General features: G+C 33.3%; 24 protein-coding genes. 13 read left to right on the top strand and 11 right to left on the bottom strand.

The window, feature by feature from the left end:
- Window positions 1–89: 89 nt before the first annotated feature.
- From CS937_RS11080 to phoU, 5 genes are all read left to right on the top strand, one after another.
- On the top strand, window positions 90–1034 hold the full coding sequence (locus tag CS937_RS11080; protein ID WP_099158516.1) for a PstS family phosphate ABC transporter substrate-binding protein: 945 nt from the start codon (window positions 90–92) through the stop codon (window positions 1032–1034).
- Between the two features lie 95 nt (window positions 1035–1129).
- On the top strand, window positions 1130–2059 hold the full coding sequence (gene pstC, locus CS937_RS11075; protein WP_099158515.1) for a phosphate ABC transporter permease subunit PstC: 930 nt from the start codon (window positions 1130–1132) through the stop codon (window positions 2057–2059).
- A 1-nt stretch (window position 2060) separates the two neighbouring features.
- Complete coding sequence (pstA, locus tag CS937_RS11070) at window positions 2061–2939, top strand: phosphate ABC transporter permease PstA (protein ID WP_099158514.1); 879 nt, start codon at window positions 2061–2063, stop codon at window positions 2937–2939.
- A gap of 41 nt (window positions 2940–2980) precedes the next feature.
- Window positions 2981–3763, top strand: a complete 783-nt coding sequence (gene pstB / locus CS937_RS11065) for a phosphate ABC transporter ATP-binding protein PstB (RefSeq protein WP_099158862.1) — start codon at window positions 2981–2983, stop codon at window positions 3761–3763.
- A 24-nt stretch (window positions 3764–3787) separates the two neighbouring features.
- Window positions 3788–4444, top strand: a complete 657-nt coding sequence (phoU, locus tag CS937_RS11060) for a phosphate signaling complex protein PhoU (RefSeq protein ID WP_099158513.1) — start codon at window positions 3788–3790, stop codon at window positions 4442–4444.
- A gap of 48 nt (window positions 4445–4492) precedes the next feature.
- On the opposite strand, the gene CS937_RS11055 is transcribed toward phoU, so the two are convergent.
- Window positions 4493–5029, bottom strand: coding sequence for an endolytic transglycosylase MltG (locus tag CS937_RS11055; RefSeq protein WP_099158512.1), 537 nt, complete (start codon window positions 5027–5029; stop codon window positions 4493–4495).
- 19 nt (window positions 5030–5048) lie between these two features.
- Window positions 5049–5267, bottom strand: a complete 219-nt coding sequence (locus CS937_RS11050) for a hypothetical protein (RefSeq protein WP_099158511.1) — start codon at window positions 5265–5267, stop codon at window positions 5049–5051.
- A 313-nt stretch (window positions 5268–5580) separates the two neighbouring features.
- Here CS937_RS11050 and rpmG point away from each other — a divergent pair, with 313 nt between their 5' ends.
- The 4 genes from rpmG (at window position 5581) to CS937_RS11025 (ending at window position 9547) form a co-directional block, all read left to right on the top strand.
- Complete coding sequence (gene rpmG / locus CS937_RS11045) at window positions 5581–5730, top strand: 50S ribosomal protein L33 (protein WP_099158510.1); 150 nt, start codon at window positions 5581–5583, stop codon at window positions 5728–5730.
- A gap of 321 nt (window positions 5731–6051) precedes the next feature.
- Window positions 6052–6609 (top strand): 5-formyltetrahydrofolate cyclo-ligase, encoded by a 558-nt coding sequence (locus CS937_RS11040; RefSeq protein ID WP_099158509.1) that lies wholly within the window; start codon window positions 6052–6054, stop codon window positions 6607–6609.
- Between the two features lie 15 nt (window positions 6610–6624).
- The gene (locus CS937_RS11035; RefSeq protein ID WP_099158508.1) at window positions 6625–7638 is read left to right on the top strand and encodes a ThiF family adenylyltransferase; all 1014 of its coding nucleotides are present in this window, start codon (window positions 6625–6627) and stop codon (window positions 7636–7638) included.
- Between the two features lie 355 nt (window positions 7639–7993).
- Window positions 7994–9547 (top strand): rhomboid family intramembrane serine protease, encoded by a 1554-nt coding sequence (locus tag CS937_RS11025; protein WP_099158506.1) that lies wholly within the window; start codon window positions 7994–7996, stop codon window positions 9545–9547.
- 43 nt (window positions 9548–9590) lie between these two features.
- Here CS937_RS11025 and CS937_RS11020 read toward each other — a convergent pair whose 3' ends face one another.
- The gene (locus CS937_RS11020) at window positions 9591–10442 is read right to left on the bottom strand and encodes a hypothetical protein (RefSeq protein ID WP_099158505.1); all 852 of its coding nucleotides are present in this window, start codon (window positions 10440–10442) and stop codon (window positions 9591–9593) included.
- A 128-nt stretch (window positions 10443–10570) separates the two neighbouring features.
- Here CS937_RS11020 and CS937_RS11015 point away from each other — a divergent pair, with 128 nt between their 5' ends.
- The 3 genes from CS937_RS11015 (at window position 10571) to CS937_RS11005 (ending at window position 14432) form a co-directional block, all read left to right on the top strand.
- Window positions 10571–12028, top strand: a complete 1458-nt coding sequence (locus tag CS937_RS11015; RefSeq protein WP_099158504.1) for a spore germination protein — start codon at window positions 10571–10573, stop codon at window positions 12026–12028.
- Between the two features lie 82 nt (window positions 12029–12110).
- Entirely contained in the window at window positions 12111–12311 is a 201-nt protein-coding gene (locus CS937_RS11010) for a YqgQ family protein (RefSeq protein WP_099158503.1), read from the top strand.
- A gap of 231 nt (window positions 12312–12542) precedes the next feature.
- Complete coding sequence (locus tag CS937_RS11005) at window positions 12543–14432, top strand: LTA synthase family protein (RefSeq protein ID WP_099158502.1); 1890 nt, start codon at window positions 12543–12545, stop codon at window positions 14430–14432.
- Between the two features lie 98 nt (window positions 14433–14530).
- Here CS937_RS11005 and CS937_RS11000 read toward each other — a convergent pair whose 3' ends face one another.
- On the bottom strand, window positions 14531–14701 hold the full coding sequence (locus tag CS937_RS11000; protein ID WP_099158501.1) for a DUF2759 family protein: 171 nt from the start codon (window positions 14699–14701) through the stop codon (window positions 14531–14533).
- 171 nt (window positions 14702–14872) lie between these two features.
- Between CS937_RS11000 and CS937_RS10995 the strand changes: the two genes are divergently transcribed.
- Entirely contained in the window at window positions 14873–15493 is a 621-nt protein-coding gene (locus CS937_RS10995) for an MBL fold metallo-hydrolase (RefSeq protein WP_176555819.1), read from the top strand.
- Between the two features lie 195 nt (window positions 15494–15688).
- On the opposite strand, the gene CS937_RS10990 is transcribed toward CS937_RS10995, so the two are convergent.
- From CS937_RS10990 to comGC, 7 genes are all read right to left on the bottom strand, one after another.
- A complete protein-coding gene (locus CS937_RS10990) occupies window positions 15689–15928 on the bottom strand; it encodes a DUF2626 domain-containing protein (protein WP_099158500.1) in 240 nt (79 codons plus the stop codon).
- A gap of 84 nt (window positions 15929–16012) precedes the next feature.
- A complete protein-coding gene (locus tag CS937_RS10985; RefSeq protein WP_099158499.1) occupies window positions 16013–16711 on the bottom strand; it encodes a helix-turn-helix transcriptional regulator in 699 nt (232 codons plus the stop codon).
- Between the two features lie 143 nt (window positions 16712–16854).
- Window positions 16855–17226, bottom strand: coding sequence for a hypothetical protein (locus tag CS937_RS10980; protein ID WP_099158498.1), 372 nt, complete (start codon window positions 17224–17226; stop codon window positions 16855–16857).
- Window positions 17198–17614 carry a competence type IV pilus minor pilin ComGF gene (locus CS937_RS10975; RefSeq protein ID WP_176555818.1) on the bottom strand — a complete coding sequence of 139 codons (417 nt, stop codon included), beginning with the start codon at window positions 17612–17614 and terminating at the stop codon, window positions 17198–17200. Before CS937_RS10975 ends, CS937_RS10980 begins: the two co-directional genes overlap by 29 nt.
- Window positions 17595–17936: a type IV pilus modification PilV family protein gene (locus CS937_RS10970; RefSeq protein ID WP_099158496.1), complete on the bottom strand. Its 342-nt coding sequence runs from the start codon at window positions 17934–17936 to the stop codon at window positions 17595–17597. Before CS937_RS10970 ends, CS937_RS10975 begins: the two co-directional genes overlap by 20 nt.
- Window positions 17923–18357, bottom strand: a complete 435-nt coding sequence (gene comGD, locus CS937_RS10965) for a competence type IV pilus minor pilin ComGD (protein ID WP_099158495.1) — start codon at window positions 18355–18357, stop codon at window positions 17923–17925. The genes CS937_RS10970 and comGD overlap by 14 nt, the downstream gene beginning before the upstream one ends.
- Before the next feature lie 8 nt (window positions 18358–18365).
- Window positions 18366–18680: a competence type IV pilus major pilin ComGC gene (comGC, locus tag CS937_RS10960; protein ID WP_099158494.1), complete on the bottom strand. Its 315-nt coding sequence runs from the start codon at window positions 18678–18680 to the stop codon at window positions 18366–18368.
- Between the last annotated feature and the right edge of the window lie 11 nt (window positions 18681–18691).

Here is an 18691-nt window from a genome sequence, read left to right as displayed (position 1 = left end):
GGTAGTTAATACTAGTAAGCTACTATTGGGTTGTAGAGGGGAAGAGATAGTCCCTTTTCTAACAATCAAAACATTTGGGGGTAATTATTTTGAAGAAAACAAAGCTATTTGTATTAACAGCATTAATGCTGCTATCACTTGGAGTTCTTGCTGCATGTGGTAATGGAGATGGAAGTAGCAGTGCTGAAGAAGAACAAAAAGTTGAAGTTGACGGATCATCTACTGTTTTTCCAATTATGGAGGCTGTTGCTGAAGAATATTCAGCTGAGAACCCAGATGTGAAAGTTCCAATTGGTGTGTCAGGAACAGGTGGAGGCTTTGAAAAGTTTATCGCTGGTGAGACCGATATTTCTAACGCATCACGTCCTATCAAGGAAGAAGAAAAGAAATTGTTAGAAGAAGAAGGAATTGATTACACAGAATTTAAGGTAGCTCTTGATGGTTTATCCGTAGTTGTAAATAAAGAAAATGATTGGGTAGACCAACTTACTGTGGAAGAATTAAAAAAAATGTGGACTGAAGGAGAAGGCGTAAAAACGTGGGCAGATGTTCGAGAAGGTTGGCCGGAAGAAAAAATTGAATTTTTCAGTCCAGGATCTGACTCAGGAACATTTGATTATTTTGACGAAGTAATTTTAGACGGTGCACAAATTCGAAAAGACGCCTCATTGTCAGAGGATGACAATGTACTTGTACAAGGTATCTCAGGAACGAAAAATGGAATAGGCTACTTTGGTTATGCCTATTATTTAGAAAATAAAGATACACTAAAAGTAGTACCGATTGTTAATAGTAAGGGAGATGCAATTACACCGAATCAAGATACGATTCAGTCTGGTGAATATGAACCATTATCTCGACCATTGTTTATCTATGTGAAACATGGATCATTGAAAAATGATACAGTATATGATTTTACAAAGTATACACTTGAAAATGCTGGTTCTATGGCTGAGGCTGTTGGTTATGTAGCGTTACCAGATAGCGCATATGAAGAGGCATTGAAAAAGATTGAGGAAATAGCAGGGAAGTAACTTTTAATTGTAGTTTAATAGTAAATGGATTACTGAGGAGAGTTCATGTTGGGCTTCTCCTCAAATTCCTGTTTTTTTACTATAGGAGGAAAATTATGTCAAAAACTATCCGCGATATGATTAAAGAAAATAAGAAAAGAAGTTTTTTGCCAAAATACTCGGAAAAGGTAGCGCCTATTATTTTTGGAATTTGTGCTGTGATTTCTGTTTTTACAACGATAGGTATAATTTTCACGTTAGTAATAGAAACAGTTACTTTTTTTAACCGTGTATCTTTTATGGAATTTATAACAAGTACTGAATGGTATCCTTTTAGCGAGAATGATTCAAGTTACGGTATTATTTCATTAGTATCTGGAACGTTATTAATAACGGTTATAGCAATGCTTGTTGCGATACCAATTGGAATTTCCTCCGCAATTTATTTAAGTGAATATGCAAGTGAAAGAACAAGAAGGGTAATTAAACCAATTTTAGAAGTGCTTGCTGGTGTACCAACTATTGTTTATGGATTTTTTGCATTAACATTTGTCACACCTCTATTAAAAGCAATTATTCCTGGCCTTTCCATTTTTAATGCGTTAAGTCCAGGTATTGTAGTCGGGATTATGATTATCCCAATGATTGCTTCTCTTTCAGAGGATGCCATGAGTTCTGTGCCAAATTCGATGCGTGAAGGTGCTTTAGCAATGGGGGCTACCAAATTGGAAGTTGCATTAAAAGTCGTTCTTCCAGCAGCACTTTCAGGTATTATTGCATCTTTTGTCCTGGGAATATCCCGAGCAATTGGAGAAACGATGATTGTTGCAGTGGCAGCTGGTTCCACGCCAAATTTGACGCTGGATGTGACAGATTCGATTCAGACAATGACAGCATATATTGTCCAGGTAAGTTTAGGAGATGCTTCCTATGGATCAACTATTTACTATAGTATTTATGCTGTTGGGATGACATTGTTTGTATTCACATTGCTTATGAATCTATTGGCACAGTATATCTCTCGCCGTTTTAGGGAGGAATATTAAAATGAATTTAATTGATAAACAACTTGTTAAAAATAAAATGGGGCGGCGTTTAATCAGCAATAAGCTAATTAAGCAGTTATTTTTGATAGCTACGTTATTCGGCATTGTAATTTTAGGTACACTGTTATACCGCGTTTTTACACAAGGGGTCGGATATCTAAATTGGAGATTTTTCATTAACTTTGCTTCTAGATTCCCAGAAGAGGCGGGTATTAAAGCTGCGATTGTTGGTTCACTCTGGTTAATGGTCATTACAGCACCTGTATCATTAATATTAGGTGTTGGTACAGCTATCTATTTAGAAGAGTATGCAACAAAAAATAAGTGGACACAGTTTATTCAAATGAATATATCAAATCTAGCAGGTGTCCCTTCGATTGTTTTTGGGTTGCTCGGTCTTACTGTTTTTGTAAGATTACTAGAAATGGGAAGGAGTATTATAGCTGGTGGTTTGACGATGAGTTTGTTGATTTTGCCAATCATCGTTGTTGCTTCACAAGAGGCTATTCGGGCGGTACCCAAAGAGCAATATGAAGCATCATTTGCTATGGGTGCATCTAAATGGCAAACAATTAGAAGAGTAGTATTACCAGCAGCAATTCCTGGTATATTAACTGGTGGAATTTTAGCCTTATCAAGAGCGATTGGTGAAACTGCTCCATTGTTAATGATTGGTGCATTAACGTTTATTGCTTATTTACCAGAAAATATTTGGTCTGGGTTCACAGTAATGCCCATTCAATTATTTAATTGGACTTCTAGACCGCAAGAAGAATTTCATTTTGTTGCGGCCGCGGGTATTATCGTTTTATTAGTTATGTTGTTAATTATGAATTCAGTAGCAGTATTCATACGAAATAAATATTCAAAGCGTTATTAATAAAGGGGGATATTGTTTTGATTACTGTCAAGGAAAGACCGATGACTAGTAAGTTTGGAATGAAGGAAGATAAGACTATTTATTCTGTTGATAATTTTAATTTATGGTATGGTGAAGACCAGGCACTAAACGAGATTTGTATGGATATACCAACAAATAAAGTAACTGCCATAATTGGACCATCTGGTTGTGGAAAATCTACTTTCATCAAAGCACTTAACCGTATGGTGGAATTAATTCCATCTGTGAAAATGACGGGAAGTATTGATTATAATGAACAAAATATTTTTAATCCGAAATATAATGTTGAAGAATTAAGAACGAGTGTCGGAATGGTATTTCAAAAACCAAATCCATTCCCAAAATCTATCTATGAAAATGTTGTTTATGGACCTAAAATACACGGAGTTAAAAAGAAAAGTATTCTGGATGAGGTGGTAGAAAAGAGTCTTCGGGGTGCAGCACTTTGGGATGAGGTGAAGGATAGATTGCATGAAAATGCTTTTGGGTTATCCGGTGGACAACAGCAACGACTTTGTATTGCAAGGTGTTTAGCGATAGAGCCTGAAGTAATTTTAATGGATGAGCCAACATCGGCACTTGATCCGATATCAACGTTAAAGGTTGAGGAATTAGTACAAACGTTAAAGAAAGATTACAGTATTGTCATTGTAACACACAACATGCAGCAAGCAGCCAGAATTTCAGATAAAACAGCTTTTTTCCTTAATGGGGAAGTTATTGAATATAACGATACAGATCAAATCTTCTCAAATCCTGCAGATAAACGAACAGAGGATTATATCACAGGTCGATTTGGATAAATAAAAGCGAAGAGGAGGATTCTGATGGTTGCCAGAGAACAATTTCAACTAGATTTAAAAAGTATAAAAGATGAGATAATCCAATTAGCAATGCTAACGGAGGATGCTTTAATCAAAGCTGTGGATGCTCTATACAATCAAGATATTACTTTAGCAAATCAAATTATTGCGAATGATAAACTTGTCGATAAAAGAGAGCTAGATATTAATAACAAGGCTGTATTACTCATAGCTAAACAACAACCAGTCGCAAAAGATTTGCGCAGGTTAATTATTGCTTTAAAAATTACTACTGATCTTGAGCGGATGGGGGATCATGCAAAAAATATCGCTGAAGCTACCATAGAACTTGGTGAACACTATCTATTAACTGTCCATCCTGCTGTAAAAGAAATGCGTGACATTGCTATTGAAATGGTTAGAGTCGCAATTAATGCAATTAAATACGAAGATATATCAGTTGCCAGAAAACTGTCAAAGATGGATGATAGTATGGATGAATTATACGAGACTATCATTAGAGAAATGCTTGAAGAAACTGCAACAAACCCGGAAAAAGTTCAATATGTAATGCAGATGGCATTTAGTGCAAGGTATATCGAACGTTTTGCGGATCATATCACTAATATCGGGGAAAGCATTTTGTTTTTGGTTAAAGGTGAATCATTCGATCTAAATTAAAAAAGCTGTATTGTAGTAGTGATCTCACTACTACAATACAGCTTTTTGTTATTTTGTAAGTTCTTCAGCAATTTCAAAACTACTCATAGAGCTTGTCAATTCAAACTCACCAAGCTGAATTTTTGTGCTATACCCTTCATCTTCTAAATACTGAGTAAATTCATTTGCATCCTTAATGATGCCATTTTCAGCTAAACGAGAACTGATTGTTGAAGATGCCATACCTGACTCAATTTTAAGCGTATATTTTTTCACTGCTTCATTTTCAGCAGGAGTTTCCTCTTCTTTTTCATTTTCCTTTTCCTTTTCAGAGGTTGCATCCTCTTTTTGATCAGTGTTTGCGTCTTTTTCTTGTTTTTCGGTTGATTCTTTGTTATCTTTTATTTCTTTTTTGTCATTTACTGAAAGTGAAATATATTCCGATTCAGTAATTACACGATAGCCATCTTCTTCAATAGCAGTTATCATCTCATCTGTATTCATTTCATTTGATTTAGCCTTGGAGTCTTCAAAAAAATAAAATACCAGTAAAATGATACTAGTTGCGAATACGCCAATTGAAAATAAACGAACAGGTTGTTTCATTGATTGTACTCCTCATTTGTTAATTTTGGTTTTTTTCATGTGTTGGAAGGATATCTTCTGTTAATAATTCCTCTTCCAAAATCTTAATTTTCTTCTTCATTTGATATGTATCCTGCATGGTTGAGATTGAAAATTGTTCTAATTGATTTTCTATTTCCTCAAATTTATCATTCATAAAGAACGATAGTACAAACAATACGATAGCAACAGCAATTAATGTGATTAAAACATATATCATAGTTTTACCTCCAATTCATTTTACACATTAATAGTTATAACATAGAATAATAGTAAAAACCATTGTCAAAAATAGGCTTCATTATTTTACTAACTATTTAATTCATCAATTAATATCATTCGATAGATTCTTTATCATTATGGGGGGCGTATTCGAAAAGTATAAATATGGTTAGATAATAAATGGATAAATCCAATTGGTTATTTTTTTACGGTATTTCTTGATTGAATGCTAAAGATCTGCTATTATAATTAAGTCTGAAGTGAAATTATTATGCTAACAAAGCAGTTTTCATAGTTTGGAGGGAAAAATCATGCGCGTAAACATTACATTAGCTTGTACTGAAACTGGTGATCGTAATTATATTACTACAAAAAACAAGCGTACTAATCCTGAGCGAATTGAGCTTAAGAAATATTGTCCACGATTGAAAAGACATACTTTACATCGTGAAACAAAATAATCGAAATGGGATAAAACTCTTATCAATTAATTGGTAAGGGTTTTATTTTTTTTAAAAGGCTCTTTTCGCCTAGTTTGTTGCTATTCATAGAAAATACGACATTATTTTAGCTTGGACTACCGTTTCGGAAATACACTACATGCACCAAAGGCTCGCCAGCCGCCTAAGGTGCGCGACTGCCCGGAGCGGAAATCACGTTGCTGTTTCATCGCAGTTTATGTTAACTAGTAAATAAGAAATTCAGCATGAAAAAGTAAAAATCTTATAGAAAACTTACTTTTAAAATGGAATATTTGCTACTATTATTATAGGGGGCGATGAATGTTGGACAAATTACAATTACGTAAATCAGCAATAGCTAAACTAAAAAAAATAAAAGAAAATGAAAAACGAGCAATAGAACAAAAATTAAAACATTATTTAACAACATCTGCTGCATGGGAAAATGCAACTACTATCGGAATCACCGTTTCACAAGGATTCGAGTGGAACACTAAACCATTAATTGAGGAAGCTTGGGAACAAGGAAAAATAGTGTGTGTACCAAAATGTGAACCGAAAGAAAAGCTACTTACATTTTATCAATTGAAATCATATGATCAATTAGAAATTGTTTATTATAATTTATTAGAGCCAAAACCTAAAGAAACTAAAAAAGTGGACAAGAATGACATCGACTTACTAGTTGTACCCGGTTTAGTTTTTGCTAAAAATGGAATTCGAATCGGCTTTGGTGGTGGGTATTATGATAGATACTTAACTAATTTTCTAAATCAAACCATTTCCTTGGCAAGTATACATCAACTTGTTGATTCGTTGCCATTTGAATCGTTTGATATTCCAGTGAATCAGTTGGTAACAGAAAATGGAATTATATAGGAGGAGGCTATTATAATGAACCGGGAGCGTTATTCACGACAAATGTTATTTTCACCGATAAAAGAATCAGGTCAGGAATTACTAGCAAATTGTACGGTGCTTGTTGTTGGTGTTGGAGCTCTAGGAACGGTGATATGCAATCATCTTGTTCGGTCTGGTATAGGTAGACTTCGAATTGTTGATCGGGACTATGTTGAATTAAGTAATTTACAACGACAAATGTTATTTGACGAAAATGATGTTCGTGATGCATTACCGAAAGCAATTGCTGCCAAGAGGAAATTAAGTAAAACGAATCGTGATGTTCATATCGAAGCACTTGTTGATAATGTTACATATGAAAATATTGAAGAACTTACAGAAGGCATCGATTTAGTATTGGATGGGACAGATAATTTTACAACACGATATCTGTTGAACGACATTTGTTTCAAGAAAAATATCCCTTTTTCTTATGGTGGAGTGGTTGGTTCGAGAGGGATGACGGCATTGTTTATTCCGAATGAAACACCTTGTTTACGTTGTATTGCCAAACCAGGATCAGATGATGGACAAACCTGTGATACAGTAGGGGTTATTTCTCCAGCAGTTGATATTGTTTCATCTATGCAGGTTGTGGAAGCATTGAAATACTTAACGAATAATAAACAAAACTTAAGAGGAACTTTAAAAACGTTTGATGTATGGTTTAATAACCAATATGACATGAAGTTTCCGAAGCCAGATTCAAATTGCCCAACCTGTCAGACAAAAGAGTACCCGGCATTAAAGAAAAGTTTACAGGATCAAGAAACGGTTTTATGCGGTCGGAATACGGTGCAAATCCATCAAAAGGAAAAAATGGAGCTTACGAGGCTGGAAAATCAATTAACGAATATTGCTAGTATTCAACGTACACCATTTTTATTAAAAGCAAGAATAAATGAAGATATTACATTTGTAATATTTCCGGATGGTCGAGTTCTAGTTCAGGGCACGGAGGACAAAATAAATGCTCGTTCACTTTACGATCGGTATATTGGGTCTTAATGTATAAATATAAGCTTTTAGAAAATAACTAATAACATCACTTTTAATAGAAAAGGGTGTTAGTATGCGGTTCATTTTAATTGTTACATTTATAATAACGGCAATATCGGTAATTTACAAATGGAGGTATCGGGTGGTAAATACCATTTTAGCAATTAGTTTTCTCCGTAGAATTGTTGTCTCTATAACAATGAACATGCCAAAAATCAAAAAAAACATAATACCAAATCTGTTCAATAGTCAAACAAGTCATTAACATACAAAAAAGAAGTTGTCGTTGGCAACTTCTTTTTTGTTGTCTTTTTCAAGAAATTATCCCACTGTTTTGTTATGATGTTGGTAGGGAGGAAAGTACATGTATTTATCTGAGCAATATCTGATGTATAGAACTGCATATCTGTTAGTAAAAAATCATCATTTTGAAGTTTTACATATAAATAATCAAGAAGAGGAGATATGGTTAGAAAAATTCGAGAATAAGACCTCACATATTGTTAGACTAGTTCATAATGGATTTAGTTGGACAAATCATTTAAAAAAGGACATTGCGTTGGTCTTCCAAAAAACGAAAGCCATGGTACGATATCTGCAAGGTAAACATATAGAAATACATAATGTTTATGTTTCATCACATGCACCAGTCGATGATTGGGAATTACTAAAAAAGCCGTTGCAGTTAAACGAAAAGAATCCTATTAAAATGAACGTTTATTATCTTGAGGAGAATGAAATAGAAAACGAAAGATCAAGATTATTTAAATCATTAGATTTTTCCGCTACGACTGATTCTGAGAATATAACGGATAGTGAAAAAGAACAAAAAATAATTGAATATAAGAATGAATTAGGTAATAATTTTTATCATAAACAAAAAGAAGCAGAGACCGTATTTTCATTTGGTAAACCATTTCTTACTTATTTGTTGTTACTAATAAATATAGTAATGTTTATCATGCTTGAAATGAAAGCAGGTGGGAGTCAATCAACGGAGAACTTGGTGAATTTTGGAGCAAAATATAATCCGGCTATTATTGATGGTGAATGGTGGCGGATTATTACATCAATGTTCTTACATATTGGACTTTTACATTTATTTATGAACATGCTTGCAGTATATTATTTAGGGAATACGTCAGAACGAATCTACGGATCATGGCGGTTTCTTGTTATATATTTTTTGGCGGGTATTGGCGGGGGACTTGCTAGCTTTGCATTTACATTTAATGTATCAGCTGGCGCTTCGGGTGCCTTATTTGGATTATTCGGTGCGTTACTTTATTTTGGTCTATTATATAAGAAAATTTTTCTTCAAACGATGGGGAAAGGATTGCTTATTTTGATTGGAATTAATATCGTGTTTGGATTTTCTTTTCCTCAAATTGATAATGGTGCACATATTGGTGGGCTAATCACAGGTTTTGTTGCATCAGCAATTGTTGGGTTGCCGAAAAAAAGAAAAATGTTCACACAAATTTGCGCGTTTGTTTTATATGTTTTGATTACTGGCGGATTAATTATTTTTGGTGTACATAATAATATAAATAGTGCGAACTACCAATTAGTTAAAATCGATGAACTACTACAACAAGAAAATTATGAGGGTGTAGTTGAAAGAGCGACAAAAGGTCTCGAGCATCCGGAGGAACTTGAAGCCCAATTGTTATTTCAACGTTCATATGCATATATTGAATTGAATAAAACTAATTTGGCGATAGAGGATCTTGAACATGTCGTTGAAATTAAAAATGACATGCCTGAAGCCTATTACAATCTTGCAATATTGTACTCAAACCGCGGTGATAAACAATTAGCTAAAGAAGCGGTGGAAAAAGCATATCAATTAAAGCCTAATGATGATGAATATATTCGCTTTTATGAGCAGATCACGGGTGAAAAACCAAAAAGTTAAACCAAGATCGAGTCTGTTGTTCTTGCTTTCAAATGAGACAGACTCAATATTGTTGGATAAGTCGTTCTTTTTTACCATTTACTTCATATAAAACCAGTAAATGTGTATTCTTTTTATCAAACAAAACAATTGGAATATAACTTGATAATTTATTATCAGCTGGCGATGTAGCTGGCAAAATGTAGTTTTTATATAGTCCTTCCCATAACTGACCAATGATTTGATCTGTTTGTTCAGCCGTCATATTAGGCAAATTTTCCTCGTTATATTTGTATAAATTTGTTAATGGAATCGTGATATAATCTTCTTTGTTTATGTCAAAGTGATTCATAAGCTTGTTCCAGTGGTAAATCAATTGCTGTTTTGTTGTAAGGTCTAATAGGTTCTTCCATTCAGTTTCAAATTCGCTTTTAGGTATTTTAAACGATTCAAGCGGTGTGGTAGGTGAATCAACTACGTACAATTCATCATATGACATTTGGTGGATACTTTTAATTTTGTCGTCAGGGTAATGAACTTCCCCGTGATGAAAGGAAATTGCCTGAAAGTAGCTGCTGTCTTCATTTGAAAGTTTCTGATTTAATTGAATTGTATCCTCGTTTTGCTTCCATTTACTTAATACTCCTTTTAGTCTTCCGTTGTCAAATAGTAAAGAAGCGTCCTGTCTTAAATAAACTTTTTTATCGCTTTTGGAATTACTTGTCCACGAAATATCATAGGAGTTGTTGCCTTGCTGTGAATAGAATTCTATATTTGTAGTTGTATCGACGAAGGTAGTTTCTTGATCAATAGGAAAGTATGTTATAGCAGGAACAGAACTTAATTTCCCTATATAAAAAAATCCAGCTAGTACTACAAATGTTATAAGTATAAAAATGAATAATTTTTTATTCATTATTTGTCCATCCTTTTTAAATCTCGACTTAATTAAGATTTATGACAGTATACAAGTCTTTATGAATAGATTTCATGCTACTCGAACAAACTATTTTTGTATACAAGTCGAAATAACAGGTGACGATAATGAATAAAGAGAAAAAACCTTTGTTTTCTTCGTACGATAAAAATGTTGAATACATGAAAGATAGACTAGCTGTCGATAAAAGTTTTGATGTTATTAATTTAGACTTAGAATATGCTGGGCGCAAAATGGCTATGTTTATGATTGATGGCTTTGCTAAAGATGATATTATGCACTATATTATGAAACTTTTAGCAAAGCTTGAACCGGAACAACTGGAGCCAGATCCGTTAACAAAATTGTTTAAAACCTATATTCCTTACATAGAAATTGGTAAGCAAACGGATTTAAATAAAGCATCGGATCAAGTTCTTGCTGGCCCCGTAGCATTGCTGGTAGAAGGTACCGATGAAATAATTATGATTGATGCTCGAACCTATCCCGTTCGTGCTCCAGCAGAACCAGACTTGGAACGGGTGGTACGGGGTTCGAGAGATGGATATGTTGAAACAATTGTCTTCAATACCGCATTAACGAGAAGAAGGGTTCGTGATCGTTCATTAAGGATGGAATACCTTCAAATAGGAAGAAGATCAGAAACCGATATATGTATATGTTATTTAGAAGATATTGCTGATCCTGATCGTGTTTCGGAATTAAAAGATGTATTAAAAAAAATTGATACTGATGGGCTTCCAATGGCTGAAAAAACCATTGAGGAATTCATTAGTGGCAGGCACTGGAATCCATATCCAACGGTACGATATACGGAAAGGCCAGACACAGCTGCGGCACATATATACGAGGGACATGTATTGATTATTATTGATGGTTCACCAAGTGTGATGATAACTCCAGCAACATACTGGCATCATTTACAGCATGCGGAAGAATATCGTCAAAAGCCATTAATAGGTGCGTATCTCCGCCTAGTACGTTTTGTCGCAGTGATGGCTTCTATTTTTATATTGCCACTTTATTATTTGTTTTCCTCAAATCCGGATTTATTACCAAACGGATTGTATTTTATAGGCCCGGCTGAGGAAGGGGTAATCCCGTTAATTGTACAATTTCTTATTGCGGAGATTGGTATAGATATACTTAGGATGGCTGCCATTCACACCCCTTCTTCCCTGGCCACAGCATTAGGTTTGGTTGCAGCAATTTTAATTGGACAGGTTGCTGTAGAAGTGGGTTTATTTTCAAATGAAGTAGTTTTATATTTATCGGTAGCAGCAGTTGGAACATTTGCTACACCAAGCTATGAGCTAAGTTTAGCTAATCGAATTGTTCGAATGTTATTGTTGATTATAACAGCTTCGTTTGGTGTTATTGGATATGTAGTCGGTATTACGGTTTGGATATTATTCCTAACTAGAATGACATCGTATCATACAGCATATTTTTGGCCATTTATGCCATTCTCATTTCGTGCGTTTCGAGATATCCTTATTCGATCCCCGATTCCACTTAAAAACAGGAGACCAGCATTTTTACACCCAAGAGATCCAGATCGCTGAGCCGATCTGGATTCTAAATTTTGGGCCAACTCATTATTCCCTTCATACGCTTCCTTTGATATAATAATAATTGGTGATTTATATGAAAACAGTTTATGATGTCCAACAATTATTAAAAAAATTTGGAACATTTATTTATATTGGTGATCGGATTGCTGAGTTGGAATTAATGGAAATGGAAGTAAAGGAATTGTACGAGTCTCACCTCATAGGTCCAGAGGAATATTCAAAGGCAATTTTGCTTCTAAGAAAAGAAGCTGTACAATTGCAAGGCAACAAGTAAAATTAGAAGCATTAGAAGTTTTTATTCATATATATTAAGGCATATCATAAATATACTTTAATATATATGAAGGGATGTTTATTAAAAAAAATATGATTATATGAAACTTTTATTCTTGTTAAAACGTCATATAGATAGAGAGAGCAGGTTTATTAGTAGTCAGAAATAGTGAATGATATTTAGAAAGAGAAAAACTTTGGAAAAGATGTTTTAAGTTAGGAGGAACGGATGATGAACATAAAACAGACTAAAATCCCATTATATATAATTGCTACTTTGTTGTTTGGCGTAAAAACATATATTATATACCGCTTTATGTTTAGTATTGAATTAGATAATTCGATGCAAGAATTAATTTTGTTAATTAATCCATTCGTGTCGGCATTTTTAGTTTTTGCCTTAAGTGTTTGGTTCAAGAAAAAATCACGACAAATGAAATTTTTGCGATATACTGCATTAATTGGGACAATCATCTTATATTTTAATCTAGTATTCTATCGTTCTTTTACAGACTTTATTACGATTCCACAATTATTTCAAGCGAGTAATATGGGTGACTTGGGATCAAGTATTCTGACGCTGTTAAAAGTGTACGACATTCTATTTTTTGCTGATGTGGCTATAATTTGGTATCTAAGTAAGAAAAAACAAGATGCAATGACAGTTAGTTACCCAAGAAGTGGTAAAGTTTTTGCACTTGCAATGTCATTTGTGTTAATTGCGGGTAACTTTTTCTTGGCTGAAATGGAAAGACCTCAACTTTTCACACGTGCATTTGATAGAGAATATCTTGTGAAAAATATTGGGTTATTCAACTATCATATTTACGATATTGCTGTACATTCTAAAGTTAAAACACAACGTGTATTTGCAGATGGAACCGAATTACCTGAGATAAAAAAATATATTGATGGAATTCAAAGTAAAGAAAAATCAGATTTATTTGGTGCGGCAAAAGGTAAAAACGTCATTTTTATTTCTGCAGAATCCCTTCAAGGCTTTACCATTAATAATGAGGTAAATGGGGAAGAGATTACACCATTTTTAAATAGTCTAGTTGAAGATAATGATACGTATTACTTTGAAAATTTTTATCATCAAACAATGCAAGGTAAAACATCAGATTCTGAGTTTTTAACAGCTAATTCTCTATATCCATTGTCAAGGGGTGCCGTATTTTTCACACATGGTCAAAACGAATATCATGCACTTCCGGAAATGTTAAATGAACAAGGTTATTATACTGCTTCGTTTCACGCAAATAATAAGAGCTTTTGGAACAGAGATCAGATGTATGGAAGTTTAGGATTCGATCATTTTTATGGAGAAGAAGCGTATGAGGTAACAAAAGAGAATTCAATTGGATGGGGGTTAAAGGATAAACCGTTTTTTGATCAGTCGATTAAGTATTTACAAACAATTGAACAACCTTTTTATACTAAGTTTATTACCTTAACAAACCATTTTCCGTTTGATCTAAGTAAAGAAGATCGTTCGATTGAGCCATATGATTCAAATTCAAATACCTTAAATAATTATTTTCCAACTGTAAGGTATATGGATGAATCAATAGAACAATTTTTTAATCGGTTAAAAGAAGCTGGTATATACGAGGATTCCATTATTGTAATTATGGGAGATCACTATGGAATAAGTGAAAATCATAATAAAGCAATGAGTAATTATTTAGGGAAAGAAGAAATAACACCGTATGATCATGTACAATTACAACGTGTACCATTCTTTATTCATATTCCTGGCAATGGAAAAGGTAAGGTAATGTCCGAAGTATCAGGTCAAATTGATATTAAACCGACATTGTTGCATTTACTCGGTATTGAAACTACTGATGACATTTATTTTGGTAATGATTTATTCTCTGAAGACCGTAAAGGTTATGTCGCTTTAAGAAATGGTGACTATATCAGTGATAAATATATTTCAACAAGTGGTATATGCTACAATCGTGAGACAGGGGAACCTGTTGAGCAAAGTGCAGGAAAAGAAACTGAAAATCCATGTGCACCAATTGAAGAAAAGGTAGCCAAAGAACTTGGATATTCTGATGACATTGTATATGGTGACCTGTTCAGATTTGTTGATTTTAGTAAAAGTAAATAATGTATTAAAGGCTGATTCTATTGAAACAGCCTTTAAAATTAAATTAAATTAAAAAAGCTAACCTTTAAGAGTTAGCTTTTTTTCAGTCATTGTTTAGGTCAACCAGTGATTTCGTATATTAGAGTAGCAATCGAGAAAAATCCAAATGCTAATGCAGAAACAGCTGAAAAACCTAATGCAAACATATTTTTTAATTTAAGTTGACGAATTACAGAAATCACAGATAACAATGCAACAATCAGTAATAAAATTGCTAGTACTATTCTCATACTTTTGTTTCCTCCTTAACGTATTCCACTGTTGATATAGGAATTGCATTTATATTATTATGTAACTAAACATTACTATTTATTATTTTATAGCATTAAAATGGTTTTGTCGAGCGTGTTCAATATGATTTTATGAACAATTTATTACTAAATGATATGGGGGTTTTTTACTTGAACATAAAAGGAATGTCGGTTGGTCCAATAGGCACAAATTGTTATATCGTATATGATGAGAAAAATGCGGTTGTAATAGATCCTGGTGGCGATGCAGAGATAATTATGTCATTTTTGGAACATGAACACATTAAACCACAAGCAATTTTGTTAACTCACGCTCATTTTGATCATATAGGTGCTGTAGATACATTACGAAACCATTTTAATATTAATGTATATTTGCACGAAAATGAGATGGACTGGTTATCAGATTCTGAATTAAATGGTTCAAAGTTGTTTATGGGGCAGCCGTTTGTAACTAAGAAAGCAGAACATGTACTAAAGCCCGGGAAGTTATGTATATCTACCTTTATTTTTGAAGTAGTTCACACTCCTGGTCATTCTCCTGGAAGCGTCAGTTTTATTCTACATGATGAATCGTCCATTATAGGTGGTGACGTTTTATTTCTTCATGGAATTGGGAGAACTGATTTGCCTGGAGGGGATATGCGTCAATTAGCTGCAAGTATTCGAAATGAATTCTATAGACTAGATGACAATTATGTTGTATATCCAGGACATGGGGCTGAAACGACAATAGGAGAAGAAAAACGAAATAATCCCTTTGTGAAGTAATATAAAAAAACCCTTCTTTATAAGAAGGGTTTTAGGGGGGATGTGCTCTGCTCTTTTGTTGGTTAGGGATAAAAGTTAAGCTACTATTATTACTATAAATGCATATTATAAACATGTCAATAGTGTATTCTGAAAAAATAAAAAAACCCTGCATAAAAAAGTTTATGTAAGCAGGGTTTTTGTCGCGCTTTTGGATTATTCAAAGCCTGGAACAAGTATAAAGTTTGAATACCATGTAAAGCCAACCATAAATACTGTTAAATAAGCTCCGAATAAGTACATATACATGCGCTCAGATAATTTTAAATAACTTACTGTAAGGAAAAAAGCTGTTTGAACTAGGAATAATAATGCTGTTTTTTGCATATCGCCAATAAAAAACATTACTGTGAAAATCCCTGTCCAAAAAGCAAGCACTCGAAACATTCGATCCATGCTTTCCCCCTCCTTCTAGGTAACCTTATCATTTCTTATCATTGTTATTATAAACGAGGAAATGAATATTGTAAATGAATCTTACTAAACAATTGAAAGTTTTGCCACATACGTACAATTTGAACAGCCTTCATACATATTTTCTTTCACAATTAATTCAACATCGTTAAAAAGTGCTTCAAGCATTCCTTTTAAAAATGCATTGTGCATTTTACAAACCATCGTATGATTATGATTAGCCACTTCTTTAAAGGGACAATTGTTAATACTGAAAGTGATACTATTTGATTCTTGGTTATAACTGAATTTTGGATACATACCTAACATTGTTCCAGTATCCTCTAAAATGTGTAGTTTCTTATCAATGGAAAGATTTTCAGGAAAATGAACCGACTCTACACGCTTGATAATATTTAAACCATATTTTTTCCCAGTATTATATAATGCATGCTTACCGGCTTCTCCTAATTCGACGAATGCATCGATAGCTATAGAAGAAAGTAATTTATAATCCCGATGTGGAAAATGTAATTCAATAACTTCATCTGAAAGTCGATACAATCTGCTTGGTCTTCCGCCTTTTCCAGTTTTTTGTGAATAGGATACTACCATATTTATGTCTTCCAGTTTTGACAGATGTAATCTTGCTACATTTGGGTGAATTTCAAATTGAGTTGCTATTTCACTAACATTAACTTCATCGTGTTTTTGAATGATGTACTGGTAGATAGAAAATCTTGTTGGATCGCCTAAAACGCTTGAGATTTGTAATGCCTTTTCCACATGAACCCACCTCACTATAGTTGTTATCTTTATTATAGTAAATATTTTTCTGGTGTGGGTGAAAAGATCTATTTGTTAAAAATTATACACATTCATTCGTCATATCGTAGTTTAACTCACGTAGTTAATTTTATTCAATTGTTTTATTCTAAAGATAATATATCCGTTGTAATATATGATTTTTTATTAGTATGAATAGTAAAGGTCAGCTCATATTTTTTATCAATTAAGTGGACATAAGAGATGCTTACATTACCATCAGGGAAGGTGTAATGTACTTGGTTCCTGTCGGGATCGGTTTCAATTGCAAAAAAGTTTTGTTTAAATTTAGTTCGACCCATTTGAAACAATGTTTCAATTTTTAGTTGTTTTAGCTGATTATCTGTAATTTGTAAATCACTTTTGTAAGTGTTAATAGTAGTTGTTAAAACGATCAGAACAACTGCTGTTAAAAATAGGACATAAGGTAAAAAAAATCCATTTTGTTTAGCGATAAAAAATGATTGATTTTTCATAGTTGTCTCCTTGTATGGAGGTAATTGTAAGATGGATACCATAAGGTAAAGGTTTTAATTCAAAATTCTTAATATCATGAAGATAAATTTCATGTCCCTGACCGTCAACCTGCCGTCTGATAATGTCGCCATATTGTTCAAAGGATACGACAGTTCCATCCTTCATATTAAGATTTATCCTATTTGAATCGATGGTGAAATCTGTTGCTTTAATAACATCGTCTCTTAAAAAATTAAAAAACTGAAGGACGGAAATTTCATCGTAATTTGAAGAATAGGTTATTGTTTTGGGTATATATCCGACAAAAGGGAGGGTCATAAAGAATATAGTAATTGTGACAAGCAGCGTAATGAAAGTAAAACCTTGTTCATTTTTGTTGATATCCATATAAACAATACTTTTCAGTCGATTGTTTAACATTTTGCCACTCTGCACATCCTTTAATTAAGTTGTTTTCGTTTGTAAAATGAAATAGAACTTTTTTCTTATCAATCATTTCTGAATAGGTTGAGGGGATGGTGGCTTTGTTGTTCCATAAATATAGTTGCAGTTCGTCATGTAGATGGTTTGCTAATAAACGACGCTGGCTTAAGATTTCAAGTTCAGTGTTCAGTAAAGATGCTATTGGTATTAGCGTTGTTGCAATCATAAAAATGATACTGAAAGCTACTAGTACCTCGATTAGTGAAAATCCTCTATTGTTTTTCAATGTAGCAGCGCCCCTTACCTAATGGAAATACAATTCGATATTTCGAAAGTTTTGTTTGAATGTATAAAGAGCCTGATTGCTTGATTGTTCCATTTGAATTAAATGCAATGGGCTTTGTCATAGTTCTTTTTTGAACAATCCAATCGGACGGAATGGTTCTCTTAACAAGAACTTCACTGCTGTTTCCTTTTGTGATTTCATAAGTATTATTATCTAGTTTAAACGTTAAACGTATATAGTCGGTTGTTGTGTAAGATATATTTTGCATATAGAGTAGATCAAATTCAAATGTATTAAAAAATTGTTTTTCCTGTTGTTTATCAAGGGTTGAAAACATTATTGGTGCACTTAAAAGAATAAATAGTCCCCATATACTAAGTGCAAAAATAACTTCAAGTAGGGTAAACCCGTTTTTACTCATTGTTGTTCCTATTCAATTGCAGTAGATACACCGACTGTTCCGTCTGTTATAATTAATGGATCGTCGTTCGGACAAGTCATTTGTTTTTCAGATATATAGCCGGCACTTTTTAATACATCTAAATTGGTAGGATTATTACCTTTGTCAATTTTGTACGAATCAACTTGCCCTTGAACTACAGAAACTAATGCCTCACAACCTTTTGTATAAACCTTTTTACTTTTATCGCTTAAATTAGGTACTATTAATATTATTAAAACCGAGATAATTAATAGTACAATTAACATTTCTATCAGCGTAAATCCTTTTTGATTTTTAAACATATAAATTCTCC

Origin of the sequence: Virgibacillus ndiopensis (assembly GCF_900187325.1) — a bacterium.
Lineage (GTDB): Bacteria > Bacillota > Bacilli > Bacillales > Amphibacillaceae > Virgibacillus_E > Virgibacillus_E ndiopensis.
This window is presented reverse-complemented; position numbering and strand designations above follow the sequence as displayed.